We start from the raw sequence: 13,423 nt of genomic DNA, 5'->3' as shown, positions 1-13,423 counted from the left end.
CGTGGGCGAACGCATTCCCCCTTCGTTATACGGCCGCCGCCAGGGCTGCGGGCCGTTGCACCGGGCTTAGACCTTCTCGGCGCGGCTGTAGCGTTTGCCGTCCGGGCTGACCGAACGCACCTGCACTTCACCGGAGATCGCCGGCTTGGCCTTGGCATCATAGCGCTGCCACTGCTTGCCACCGTCGGTGGAGTACTCGATGCCCAACCCCGGCAGCGCGATATTCGCCTCCAGCTTGCCGCCCGCTACGCGTGCGCCCGGTACCGGCAGACGGTAAGCGACGCCGCCCTTGTCCAGCTTGGCCAGTTCACGCTGGCCCAGGATATTGGCAAAGCGCAGCCAGTCTTTCTCCAGCGTCTTGGTATCGACAAAGTGGGTTTCCCCGCCTTTGTATTCGCGGCCGGCGCGATAGTCCTGCTCCCAACCGGCGCGGTGCCAGGCACGTTCTGCCACCGAGAGCGCGCGTGGGAAGATCATGTATTCCATCTGCGGGTCGGTGCGCTGGGTTTCGCTCCACAGCTGAGCGGACAGCCCGTAGGCGCCCGGCCACGGCTTGTCGCTCTTGGCGTTGAAGTGGTTGCCGTCTCGGTCAACCGAGGTTTCCGCGTTCTGCGGCATGTTGTCCGGCGCGAAGCTGAACACCTTGCGTTCGTCGCTGAAGCGGGTACCCCAGTAGTAACCGCGCTCGTCCGGGTTCACCTCGTAAGGGAAGTCCATATAGACGTAGTCCGGGTTGGAGACCACCACTTCATACCCTTTGTTGGCCCAGTCGTTGACGCTATCGAAACCGCCCCAGTACAACGTGTCCCAGAAGTTGACGCCCACGCGCGAGGTGGCGAACGCCTTCGCGCTCTCGGCGTCTTTCAGGCCGTCTTGCCAGGCCTGCATTCTGTCGATGCCGTGCGCTTTCACCAACTTGCTGACCTCTTGGCCAAAGTAGCTCGGCAGGTGCTCCATGTCGGCCACCTTGCCCTCTTTGATCATCGTCTGGCAAACCTGCGACTTGGCCCACGGCTTATCTTCGTTGCTCTGATCGATGATGCCTTTGCCCGGCTCCGGTTTCGCCTTGTCGGTATAGCCGGCGCCCAGGCGAATGTTTTTCGCTTCGTCGCCGCCGAAGTGCCAGGTCTTGATCGGCTGGCCGGCCTCTTTATGCATCTGGGCGATCTCGCCGATCACCTTGTCGACAAAGCGCTGGGAAGAGTCCAGGCACGGGTTCAGGTAGCTCTGGCGGTTAAAGAACTGCACGGAGGTGGTGTTGGAGGTATCGGTCGGATCCACCAGGCGGAATTCGTTGGCCTCCTGCTCTTTGCCGGCGGCATGCAGTTTCTTGTAGCGCGCTTCCATCGAGACCACCGCGGCGCGGGCGTGTGCCGGCATGTCGATCTCCGGGATCACCTCAATCTGGCGCGCCTGAGCGTATTTGATGATGTCGATATAGTCCTGACGGCTGAAGAAGCCGCTGTAGACGTCCGGCCCCTGGCCGTACTGCGGCAGCAGGCAGGTGGTTTCGCTCAGATCGTGGCAGCGCTGGCCGCCGACTTCCGTCAGCTCCGGCAAACCGGGGATCTCGATGCGCCAGCCTTCGTCATCGCTCAGGTGGAAGTGGAATTTGTTGAGCTTGTAGGCCGCCATCTGATCCAGCAGGCGCAGCACCGCGTCCTTCTTATGGAAGTTGCGCGCCACGTCGAGGAAAATGCCGCGATACTGGAAGCGCGGCGCGTCGCTGGCGTCCAGCGTGGCGATCTTGCCGCTGCCGTCGCTCGGCACTAACGACAGGATCGACTGCAGCCCGTAGAACACCCCGGCCTGATCGAAGCCGATCACCCGCGCCTCTTTCTTGCCAATGTTCAGCTCATAGGCACCCGGCACCGCCATCGCGCCTTTAAATTTGCCCGGCTGGATGTCGGTTTTGATCGGGTAACCGTTGGCCTGAACCGGCACGCCCAGCAGCGCGAAGCGCTGGTTGACGACGTCCGCCGCCGGCTTAACCAGCGTGCTCAGATCCGGCGATACCCCTTTGCGCAGATCGACGTCCTGCGCGTGAACCTTCACCTGCATCGGCGTCGGCACGATCTGGCCGCGCAGCGCGCCGGCAGGCAGCGTCTGCAGATCGGCGTTGCTGACAAAACGCGAGGTCGGCGTCATCAGAATGTTTTTGTCGTCCTTGGTGCGCTTCCACTGATCGCCGGTGAACGGCGCCACAAACTGATCCAGGTTTTCGGTGTCGGTATTCGCCAGCATTTTCGGCTTAGCGTCGCCGGAGGTGGCATACCAGCGCGGCAGGAAGTCGTTTCTGAACAGCTGCCAATATTCGGCGACCACCGGGATTTCCACCGCCTTACCGGCCGGGAAGCCGCTGAATTTGGCAGTCGGCTCCAGCTTGTACAGATCGCCGGTGAGGTGAGCGATCTTGAACTGGTCGTTGTCTACCCGCAGGGTCTGGCGCGGGCTGTGGAAATAGATGACCCAGTCTTTGCCGTCGATCGCCTGGCCGTCGTTGCTGAGGGTGAACAACACCCGGTTGCAAGAGGCCCAGTCAGCGCCCAGCGCCGCGCAATCCACGCCGTTTTCGCCGGCGCGGTTATCCAGCATTTTCACGTTCAGCTTCAGCTGGCTAAGCTGATCCACCAGCTGTTGATCGGCCATGGCGCTCCCCATGCCGCCCAGGAATCCCATCGTTGCCGTCAAGGCGGCAAGCGCGCTCAGTTTGAATGCGTTCATCTTCTTATCCTTCTTAATTATTGTTATCGCGAATTTCTTGCCACAGCTTGCCGCACTTGGCGTCGTAAGCCTGACCGTTACCGCTGTGCACCGCCATAATGCAGTTCTGATAATCCATCACCCGCACCGTTTCCTGCGCGGCGAACTGCTGGTGCTGCTTCTCTTGTTTCAGCACGTTCAGCACCGCCTTACAGGGCTGCAGACGCTCCGGCGAGCCTTCGGCAGTGTTGATGCAGGCGCTGTAAGCCTGCTTCAACTTGGCGTCTTCCGGCGGCGCGGTGGGTTGCGCGCAGGCGCTCAGGGCCGCAGCGGCCGCCAACATCAGCATGATTTTTTTCATCGTTGAATTCCCTTAACTGCCCCGGCGGCGAGGCCGGGGAACGCATCAGAAGATGGTGAATGGCGCGATGACCATGAACTTGACGTCTTTCTCGTCCTGGAAGATGTTGCCGTAACCGCCGCCCCAGCTCGGGATGTTGGTGTGGTTGTCATACTGGGTGTAGTGCAGTTTGATCAGGGTGCCCTTGGCGCGCCCTTCCTGGATGGTATACATCGCGTCCAGGCTCCAGGCGCTCTCTTTCAGGCGCTGGCTCTGATCGTAGATCGGGTTGGTGCTCGGCTTGGCGTCCCAGGCGTAAACGTAGGAGCCGCCGACCGCCATGCCCGGCAGGTTCCAGTTGCTGAGGTCATACATCACGCCGGCGTACACCGCTTTCTCGCCGTTGGCGTTAAAGTCGGAGCGGTTATCCCACCACACGTCCAAACGACCGTTGGACGAAGCGTAGGTCGGGGTCATGCGCTGCAGGAAGAAGCCCTGGTTGCCTTCCGCCTTGACCATGGTGCCTTCCAGACGCCAGTTGAACTGCCCGGTGGTGTAACCGAAGGTCAGCGCCTGCAGCCAGGCCAGACCGTCGTAGATGCTGTTCGGATCGTTCTTGTCGCTGATGCGGTCTTCCGCACCGTAGAACTGGTAACTGGTGGTCAGCGGGTTGCCCAGCAGATCGAATTTGTAAGACGCCTTGGTGAAGTATTGATTCACATACCCCTGTGCCTGGCCGAAGGCAGCTTCCAGCACCAAATCGTTTTTGAAATCGTACTTGGCGCCCAGCGAGTGCAGGTAGGAGACACGGGTTTTCTTATCGTTCTGGCGGAAGTCATCCACCTCGATATGCCACGGCGCCTTGTATTTGTCGGCCCACATGTAGGAGAAGCTCAACGCGCCGGCATCGCCGTAATCGAACTTGGCGCCGGCTTCAGCCCCCTGATAGGTGCCCGGCATAAAGCTCCAGTGCGGCGCCAGCAGGGTTTGGCCGCTCGGCTGAATATAGCCTGCGCGCGCCCAGACCGGGCCGTATTTGAATTTGGCGGCGGCTTTGTACAGGCTCACGCCGCCTTTGTCACCGGAATAGTCTTCGTCGTAGGTACGGTTTTTAGAGGAGAACGCGATCTCGTTCGGGTGGCCGCTGGCGCTGGATTCCGCCAGCTCGATGGCGGTAAAGGCGCCGACGTCCAGACCGAACATGTCCCAGGCGTAGCCCGACGCGAAATCCAGGCTCAGGTTGGCGGTGGAGTGCGACAGGTTGGTGGTGTATTGGTTGTAATCCTTGCTGTCCGGATTGAGATCTTTACGGTCGCGCTCACGTTGCCAGTAATAAATACCGCCGGTCAGCGTGGAATCATCGATAAACCCTGCGGCTTTCGCCTCAGGCGCCATGGCAAACCCTGTTCCCAACAGCGCGCCCGCGACTGCGAGCGCCAGCGTTTTACGCTGAGCACCGTGCGTACCCATAGTGAAATTCCTCTTTGACTTAACTTAAAAGTTGCAGCCGCCTGTGTTCACCACTGCCCTGCACGACTGCCAATAAAAAACCCGAACGGGTAAAAAATATTGCCGACGAGATGTTATTCCCACAGCACTAATTGCTACAGACAGACTATTTTTCGCGACGCGAATTATCAAATGAAAAATGCGGAAGATTTGTCAAAGTATGACAAGGAGCACATATCAGTGATATTTTGTTACGCCGGCGATCATGGAAGGTGTCGAATAAAAAATTCAATTAAATCAGAATAAATTGAGATACAAGGTCAACCAGAGACGATTAATGGTTTCAGCCTGACTAAATTCGTCAGGCAGACGATAAAAATTGAGAGCGCTCTCTAAATGAAATTAATTCGCATCACGAATATATAAGTGAAAATTAAGATTAGTAAGGCCAATATCAGAAAACTTATGGCCTCACGCGCTGCGATTAATTAAACGCAGCCCAGATAAATGTGAGAGGAATAGATTATTCGCTAAATCGCAGGTATAAAAAAGCGCGACCTAAGCCGCGCCGATTCATTAATTTTCGAGGCGAATAAGATTAGCCTTCGATTTTCGCCCAGGTGTCACGCAGGCCGACGGTGCGGTTAAACACCAGATGCTCGGCCGACGAGTAACGGTTGTCGGCGCAGAAGTAGCCTTCACGCTCGAACTGGTAGGCTTTCTCCGGCTGTGCGGCCGCCAGGCTCGGCTCAACGAAGCCGTGCTTGATCACCAGCGATTCCGGGTTGATGGTGGAGAGGAAGTCCTCCGCCGCGCCCGGGTTAGGCACGCTGAACAGGCGATCGTACAGGCGAATTTCCGCCGGCAGCGCGTGCGCCGCAGACACCCAGTGGATCACGCCCTTCACCTTGCGGCCGTCGGCAGGATCTTTGCTCAGCGTTTCCGCATCGTAGCTGCAGAAGATGGTGGTGATCTCGCCCGCTTCGTCCTTCTCGACGCGCTCGGCCTTGATCACGTACGCATTGCGCAGACGCACTTCTTTGCCCAGCACCAGACGCTTGTACTGCTTGTTGGCTTCCTCGCGGAAGTCGGCGCGATCGATATAGATTTCGCGGCTGAACGGCACATCGCGGCTGCCCATTTCCGGTTTGTTCGGGTGGTTAGGCATGGTGACCATTTCCACCGCATCGCCCATGTTCTCGATGACGATTTTCACCGGATCCAGCACCGCCATGGCGCGCGGGGCGTTCTCGTTCAGATCGTCACGGATGCAGGATTCCAGCGCCACCATCTCGACGTTGTTGTCTTGCTTGGTCACGCCGATGCGCAGGCAAAACTCGCGGATAGAGGCGGCGGTATAACCGCGACGGCGCAGACCGGAAACGGTCGGCATACGCGGATCGTCCCAGCCCTCAACGATCTTCTCGGCCACCAACTGGTGCAGCTTGCGCTTCGACATGATGGCGTATTCGAGGTTGAGGCGCGAAAACTCGTACTGACGCGGGTGGCAAGGAATGGTGATGTTATCCAGCACCCAGTCATACAGACGGCGGTTATCCTGGAATTCCAGAGTACACAGCGAGTGGGTGATCCCTTCCAGCGCATCGGAAATGCAGTGGGTGAAATCGTACATCGGATAGATGCACCATTTATTGCCGGTCTGGTGGTGTTCGGCGAACTTGATGCGGTACAGCACCGGGTCGCGCATCACGATAAACGGCGAAGCCATATCGATCTTGGCGCGCAGGCAGGCGGCGCCTTCGGCAAACTCGCCGTTGCGCATCTTCTCGAACAGCGCCAGGTTCTCTTCCACGCTGCGATAGCGGTACGGGCTGTCTTTGCCCGGCGCGGTCAGCGTGCCGCGATATTCACGGATCTGCTCCGGCGACAGCTCATCGACGTAGGCCAGGCCCTTGGAGATCAGCTCAACCGCATACTGATGCAGCTGATCGAAATAGTCTGAGGAGTAACGAACGTTGCCGCTCCACTCAAAGCCCAGCCACTCCACGTCGTGCTTGATTGACTCCACGAACTCGATGTCTTCTTTCACCGGGTTGGTGTCATCGAAACGCAGGTTGCACTGGCCCTGATAGTCCTTGGCGATGCCGAAGTTCAGGCAGATGGACTTGGCGTGGCCGATATGCAGATAGCCGTTAGGCTCCGGCGGGAAGCGGGTATGTACCGACGTGTGTTTCCCCGACGCCAGGTCTTCATCGACGATCTGACGGATAAAATTGGTTGGGCGGGCTTCAGCCTCACTCATTTCACTGTTCCTCAATGCAAAGCGCTACACATAACCGCCTATGATCCAACAAGCCACGTCTGGAAACAACCGTTTGTTTCACGAAAAATGCGGCGCGTTGCACCATCGGCGCGCAGCGCACCGCCATGGGGCGAAACGGAATAAAAAAAGCGGGAAGAGATCGCTCTCTTCCCGCCAAGTCGGGGCAAACTCCGCCATGATGCGTGACCGGCCCCGGATACTACTCAGGTAAAAACGGCCTTACTTTTGGATCTCGTACAGCTTGGTCTGACCGGCGACCACCGAGCCGCTGGCCAGCGCCGCCAGGCCGGCGTAGTCGTCAGCATTGCTGACCACCACCGGGCTTATCATCGAGCGCGCGTTAGCGTTCAGGTAATCCAGATCCAGTTCCAGAATCGGTTGACCGGCTTTCACTTCCGCGCCCTCTTCCACCAGGCGTTTGAAGCCCTGGCCTTCCAGCGCGACGGTGTCGATCCCCATGTGTACCACGACCTCAGCGCCCTTGTCGGTTTCCAGGCAGAACGCGTGGTTGGTATTGAAGATTTTCACCACGGTGCCATCCGCCGGCGCCACCACGATCTTGTCGGTCGGGCGAATCGCCAGGCCGTCACCGACCGCCTTGCTGGCGAAAGCTTCGTCCGGCACCTGATCGAGCGCCACGACTTCACCCGTCACCGGCGCCACCAGCGTTTCAAACGCGACTTTCGGTGCGTTCGGCACCGCCTGCGGTTTGACTTCCGCGGCAGGGGCCGCCGCCGGAGCCGCCGCAGCCGCTACCGGGCCGGCCGCAATTACGTTGCGCATTGCGCTGGCAATCAGCTCGGCACGGGTGCCGACGATCACTTGTACGCTCTGCTTGTTCAGACGAATAACGCCCGACGCACCAAGGCGTTTCGCCAATGCGTCGTTCACCAGCGCAGAGTCCTTCACGTTCAAACGCAGGCGGGTGATGCAGGCGTCGATGCCGGTCAGGTTGTCGGAGCCGCCGATCGCGCCGACGTAGCGACGGGCCAGCGTGGTGGTTTCGTTCTCGTCTTTACCGGCGCTGCTGTTGACGTTGACGTCATAACCGTCGGTTTCGTCACCGGCAACCGCCAGCTCGCGGCCCGGGGTCATCAGGTTGAACTTGTTGATGGTGAAGCGGAACACCACATAGTAGATAACGAAGAACACCAGGCCCTGCGGGATCAGCATGTACCAGTGGGTCGCCAGCGGGTTACGCACCCACAGCATCATATCCACCAGGCCGGCGCTGAAACCGAAGCCTGAAATCCAATGCATGTTAGCGGCGATGAACACCGAGATACCGGTCAGTACGGCGTGGATCACGTACAGCACCGGTGCCACGAACATGAAGGAGAACTCCAGCGGTTCGGTGATGCCGGTAAAGAAGGCAGCGAATGCCCCTGCCATCATGATCCCCAGCACCTTCGCCTTATTCTCAGGACGCGCGCAGTGATAGATGGCCAGCGCCGCGCCCGGCAGACCGAACATCATGATCGGGAAGAAGCCCGCCTGATAACGGCCGGTGATGCCAACAACCGCTTTACCCGCGTCAATCGACTGCTGGCCGCCGAGGAAGTTAGGGATATCGTTGATGCCGGCCACGTCGAACCAGAACACCGAGTTCAGCGCGTGGTGCAAGCCGACCGGGATCAGCAGGCGGTTGAAGAAGGCATAGATACCCGCGCCGACGGAGCCCAATTTTTGGATGTGTTCGCCGAAGCTCACCAGAGCGCCGAACACGACCGGCCAAACGAACATCAGGATGTAAGCGACCAGGATCATCAGGAAGGAAATGAGGATCGGCACCAAACGGCGGCCGCTGAAGAACGACAGCGCCTTAGGCAACTCGACACCGCTGAAGCGGTTGTACACTTCGGCGGAGATGATACCCACCAGAATACCAACGAACTGGTTCTCAATCTTGCCGAACGCGGCAGGCACCTGATCGAGCGGGATCTTCTGAATCATCGACACGGCGGCCGGTGAACAGAGGGTCGTCAGCACCAGGAAACCGACGAAACCGGTCAGTGCGGCAGAGCCGTCCTTATCTTTGGACATGCCGTAGGCGACACCAACGGCGAACAACACCGCCATATGATCGATAATCGCAGAGCCAGACTTAATCAATAAGGCAGCGAAAGCGTTGTCGCCGCCCCAACCAACAGGGTCAATCCAGTACCCGACGCCCATCAAGATGGCGGCGGCGGGCAGCGTGGCGACCGGCACCATCAGCGCCCGTCCCACCTTTTGCAAATAACTAAGAATGTTCACCTTTTCCCCCTATGTTGTCCGCGGACGGACCCTATTAGTAGTTTATTTGGAGCTCTCACTACCTTTTTAGAAACAATGCTTGGCACGTATCACTCATGCCGAGTGTAAAAAATTTATTTTGTATCGCAAATTAAAACCTCCTTTTTTGTGATAAATATCACCAAAAAGTAGTCTTTCCCTCCCAGATTGCTGGCCATCACACAAAACTTATTTTATCATTCAAAAAATCAACCGGACGGACGATTCACGCGAGAATCATAAAGCTGGGTTACGCTTAGGACTCCCGCAGGCCCGTACAGTATAGCTTTAGTTTACTTATCCCAAGAGGTGTTAGATGAGACTTATCCCACTGAAAGATACCGCACAAGTCGGCAAATGGGCCGCGCGTCATATCGTTCAACGCATCAACGCATTCAAGCCAACCGCAGAGCGCCCGTTTGTCCTCGGCCTGCCTACCGGCGGCACGCCGCTGGAAGCCTACAAACATCTGATTGCGATGCACAAAGCAGGTGAAGTAAGCTTTAAGCATGTTGTGACTTTCAACATGGACGAGTACGTTGGCCTGCCGCAGGAACACCCGGAAAGCTACCACACCTTCATGTACCGCAACTTCTTTGACCACGTTGATATCCCTCGTGAAAATATCAACCTGCTGAACGGCAACGCCGCGGATGTCGACGCCGAGTGCCGCCAGTACGAAGAGAAGATCAAATCTTACGGCAAAATTAACCTGTTCATGGGCGGCGTGGGTATCGACGGCCATATCGCGTTCAACGAGCCGGCTTCGTCCCTGGCTTCGCGCACCCGCATCAAAACGCTGACCGAAGACACCCGCATCGCCAACTCGCGCTTCTTCGGCGGCGACGTCAGCCTGGTGCCGAAATATGCGTTGACCGTCGGCGTGGGCACGCTGCTGGATGCCGAAGAAGTGATGATCCTGGTGACCGGCCATGCCAAGGCACAGGCGCTGGAAGCCGCAGTGGAAGGCAACATCAACCACATGTGGACCATCAGCTGCCTGCAGCTGCACGCCAAAGCGGTGGTGGTGTGCGACGAACCGGCCACCATGGAACTGAAAGTCAAAACCGTCAAATATTTCCGCGAGTTAGAAGCGGAAAGCGTGAAAAGTCTTTAATCTTTGCAGGGGGCTACGATGTTCGCTTTAACCCACGGCCGAATCTATACCGGCCACGACGTACTTGATGACCATGCAGTCATTATCGCTGATGGGCTGATCGAGAGAGTCTGCCCGGTGGCTGAATTGCCCGCCGGCATCGAAACGCGCGACCTGGGTGGCGCCATCCTGGCCCCCGGGCTCATTGACGTGCAGCTGAACGGCTGCGGCGGCGTCCAGTTCAACGATTCACTGGAAGCAATCTCGGAAGAAACGCTGGAGATCATGCAGCGCGCCAACGAGAAATCCGGCTGCACCAGCTATCTGCCGACGCTGATCACCAGCAGCGACGAATTCATGAAGCACAGCGTCGACGTGATGCGCGCTTATCTGAAAAAGCACCAAAACCAGGCGTTGGGCCTGCACCTGGAGGGGCCGTACCTCAGCCCGGTAAAAAAAGGCACTCACAACCCGGCGTTCATTCGCAAGCCAACGCAGGACATGATCGATTACCTGTGCGCCAACGCCGACGTGATCACCAAGGTGACGCTGGCACCGGAAATGGTTGAGCCGCACGTTATTAAACAACTGACCGAGGCCGGCATCGTGGTCTCCGCCGGCCACTCGAATGCCACCTACGATCAGGCGCGCACCGGCTTCGCCGCCGGCATCAGCTTCGCCACCCACCTGTACAACGCCATGCCGTATATCACCGGCCGCGAACCGGGGCTGATGGGGGCGATATTCGATACGCCAGAGGTCTATACCGGCATCATCGCCGACGGCCATCACGTGGCCTGGGCGAGTATCCGTAACGCCAAACGCCTGAAAGGTGATAAATTGGTCTTGGTCACCGACGCGACCGCACCGGCGGGTGCAGATATTGACCAATTTATTTTCGCCGGTAAAACAATATACTATCGGGATGGGCTGTGCGTGGATGAGAACGGCACCCTGAGCGGTTCCGCGCTGACCATGATCGAAGCGGTGCAAAACAGCGTCGAGCATATCGGCATCGCGCTGGACGAAGCGCTGCGCATGGCGACGCTGTATCCGGCGCGCGCCATTGGCGTCGATCACCGTCTGGGCACCCTCGAAGCCGGCAAGGTGGCTAACCTGACCGCCTTCACCCGTGATTTCAAGATCACCAAAACGCTCGTTAACGGTAACGAGGTTTAATTCAATGAACAGCGAGTAACATTATTGATGAGCACTGGCGGACAAGCACAAATAGGGAACGTTGACTTAGTCAAACAACTTAACGGCGCAGCAGTTTACCGCCTGATCGACCAGCAGGGCCCGATCTCGCGCATTCAAATTGCCGAACTCAGCCAGCTTGCTCCCGCCAGCGTCACCAAAATTACTCGCCAGTTGCTGGAGCGCGGGCTGATCAAAGAAGTCGATCAGCAAGCCTCCACCGGCGGCCGCCGCGCGATCTCCATCGTGTCGGAAACCCGTCATTTCCATACCGTCGCGGTGCGTCTCGGCCGCCACGACGCCACCATCACCCTGTATGACATGAGCGGTAAATCGCTCAGCGAAGAACACTATCCGCTGCCGGAACGCACCCAGGAAACGCTGGAGAATGCGCTGTTCGCCGCCATCGCCCAATTCATCGATGCTAACCAGCGCCGCCTGCGCGAGCTGATCGCCATCGCGGTGATCCTGCCCGGCCTGGTGGATCCGGCGCTGGGCGTGGTGCGCTATATGCCGCACATCAGCGTCAGCAACTGGGCGCTGGTGGACAACCTGCAGCAGCGCTTCAACGTCACCAGTTTCGTCGGCCACGACATCCGCAGCCTGGCGCTGGCGGAGCACTACTTCGGCGCCACCCGCGACTGCAAAGACTCGATTCTGGTGCGCCTGCACCGCGGCACCGGCGCCGGCATCATCGTCAACGGGCAGATTTTTCTCGGCAACAACGGCAACGTCGGCGAGATCGGCCATATCCAGATCGATCCGCTGGGGGAACGCTGCCACTGCGGCAACTTCGGCTGCCTGGAAACCGTGGCCGCCAACGCCGCGATCGAACAGCGCGTGCGCCAGTTGCTGAGCCAGGGCTACCCGAGCAAACTGACGCTGGAAGACTGCGGCATCAACGCCATCTGCAAGGCCGCCAACCGCGGCGATCTGCTGGCCAGCGAAGTGATCGAACACGTCGGCCGCTATCTGGGCAAGGCGGTGGCCATCGCCATCAACCTGTTCAATCCGCAGAAGGTGGTGATCGCCGGTGAGATCACCGAAGCGGACAAGGTGCTGCTGCCGGCGATCCAGAGCTGCATCAATACCCAGGTGCTGAAGGACTTCCGCAAAAATCTGCCGGTGGTGACCTCCGAACTCAATCATCGCTCGGCGATCGGCGCTTTCGCCCTGGCCAAACGCGCGATGCTCAACGGCGTGCTCTTGCAGCGATTGCTGGAAAGCTGATCCGCCGCTTCTGGCAGGTGTGTTATCGTCACCTCTTGCCTGCCGTAATCATGAGAAACAGCGACAAATGAAAATCAAAAACGTTATATGCGATATCGACGGCGTGCTGCTGCATGACAATACGCCGGTGCCCGGCGCCGATCTGTTCCTGGCGCGCATCCAGGAACAAGGCATGCCGCTGGTGGTGCTGACCAACTACCCGTCACAGACCGCGCAGGATCTGGCGAACCGCTTCGCCGCCGCCGGGCTGGAAGTGCCGGAGAGCGCGTTCTACACCTCGGCGATGGCCACCGCCGACTTCCTGCGCCGGCAGGAAGGCAAAAAAGCCTATGTGGTCGGCGAAGGTGCGCTGATCCATGAGCTGTACAAAGCCGGTTTCACCATCACCGACATCAACCCGGATTTTGTGATCGTCGGTGAAACCCGCTCTTACAACTGGGACATGATGCACAAAGCCGCCTACTTCGTCAGTAACGGCGCGCGCTTTATCGCGACCAATCCGGATAGCCACGGCCACGGCTTCTCGCCGGCCTGCGGCGCCCTGTGCGCGCCCATCGAGAAGATCACCGGCCGCAAGCCGTTTTACGTCGGCAAGCCCAGCCCGTGGATCATTCGCGCCGCACTGAACAAAATGCAGGCGCACTCGGAAGAAACGGTGATCGTCGGCGACAACCTGCGTACCGACATCCTGGCGGGCTTCCAGGCCGGCCTGGAAACCGTTCTGGTGCTGTCCGGTGTCTCCACGCTGAGCGACATCGAAACCATGCCGTTCCGCCCGAGCTATGTCTACCCTTCCGTCGCCGATATCACTATCTTCTGATGCGGCCATGGCGGCCGCCCGGCCGCCATT

Annotated in this window: 9 protein-coding genes; 4 read left to right on the top strand and 5 right to left on the bottom strand. The window is 58.7% G+C overall.

Translation table 11 applies throughout. The annotated features are described in order from the left end of the window. Positions 1 to 66 precede the first annotated feature (66 nt). From ACJ8J4_RS10795 to nagE, 5 genes are all read right to left on the bottom strand, one after another. The gene (locus ACJ8J4_RS10795; RefSeq protein WP_099816691.1) at positions 67 to 2,724 is read right to left on the bottom strand and encodes a beta-N-acetylhexosaminidase; all 2,658 of its coding nucleotides are present in this window, start codon (positions 2,722 to 2,724) and stop codon (positions 67 to 69) included. Between the two features lie 13 nt (positions 2,725 to 2,737). Beyond that, positions 2,738 to 3,064, bottom strand: a complete 327-nt coding sequence (gene chiQ, locus ACJ8J4_RS10790) for a ChiQ/YbfN family lipoprotein (protein ID WP_025301860.1) — start codon at positions 3,062 to 3,064, stop codon at positions 2,738 to 2,740. 45 nt (positions 3,065 to 3,109) lie between these two features. Continuing rightward, the gene (gene chiP / locus ACJ8J4_RS10785; protein ID WP_025301859.1) at positions 3,110 to 4,513 is read right to left on the bottom strand and encodes a chitoporin ChiP; all 1,404 of its coding nucleotides are present in this window, start codon (positions 4,511 to 4,513) and stop codon (positions 3,110 to 3,112) included. 577 nt (positions 4,514 to 5,090) lie between these two features. Further along, entirely contained in the window at positions 5,091 to 6,755 is a 1,665-nt protein-coding gene (glnS, locus tag ACJ8J4_RS10780) for a glutamine--tRNA ligase (RefSeq protein ID WP_197835202.1), read from the bottom strand. A gap of 240 nt (positions 6,756 to 6,995) precedes the next feature. Then, the gene (gene nagE, locus ACJ8J4_RS10775) at positions 6,996 to 9,032 is read right to left on the bottom strand and encodes an N-acetylglucosamine-specific PTS transporter subunit IIBC (protein WP_025301857.1); all 2,037 of its coding nucleotides are present in this window, start codon (positions 9,030 to 9,032) and stop codon (positions 6,996 to 6,998) included. Positions 9,033 to 9,366: 334 nt separating this feature from the next. Here nagE and nagB point away from each other — a divergent pair, with 334 nt between their 5' ends. The 4 genes from nagB to ACJ8J4_RS10755 all read left to right on the top strand — a co-directional run bounded on the left by nagB (position 9,367) and on the right by ACJ8J4_RS10755 (position 13,393). After that, positions 9,367 to 10,167 (top strand): glucosamine-6-phosphate deaminase, encoded by an 801-nt coding sequence (nagB, locus tag ACJ8J4_RS10770; protein ID WP_004939952.1) that lies wholly within the window; start codon positions 9,367 to 9,369, stop codon positions 10,165 to 10,167. 18 nt (positions 10,168 to 10,185) lie between these two features. Further along, complete coding sequence (nagA, locus tag ACJ8J4_RS10765) at positions 10,186 to 11,325, top strand: N-acetylglucosamine-6-phosphate deacetylase (protein WP_025301856.1); 1,140 nt, start codon at positions 10,186 to 10,188, stop codon at positions 11,323 to 11,325. 27 nt (positions 11,326 to 11,352) lie between these two features. Continuing rightward, positions 11,353 to 12,573: a DNA-binding transcriptional regulator NagC gene (gene nagC, locus ACJ8J4_RS10760; protein WP_197835200.1), complete on the top strand. Its 1,221-nt coding sequence runs from the start codon at positions 11,353 to 11,355 to the stop codon at positions 12,571 to 12,573. A 67-nt stretch (positions 12,574 to 12,640) separates the two neighbouring features. After that, on the top strand, positions 12,641 to 13,393 hold the full coding sequence (locus tag ACJ8J4_RS10755) for an HAD-IIA family hydrolase (RefSeq protein ID WP_004939957.1): 753 nt from the start codon (positions 12,641 to 12,643) through the stop codon (positions 13,391 to 13,393). The last annotated feature ends 30 nt before the right edge of the window (positions 13,394 to 13,423 follow it).

It is taken from the genome of Serratia sp. CY47280 (assembly GCF_052168655.1).
Taxonomy (GTDB): Bacteria; Pseudomonadota; Gammaproteobacteria; order Enterobacterales; family Enterobacteriaceae; genus Serratia; species Serratia bockelmannii.
This window is presented reverse-complemented; position numbering and strand designations above follow the sequence as displayed.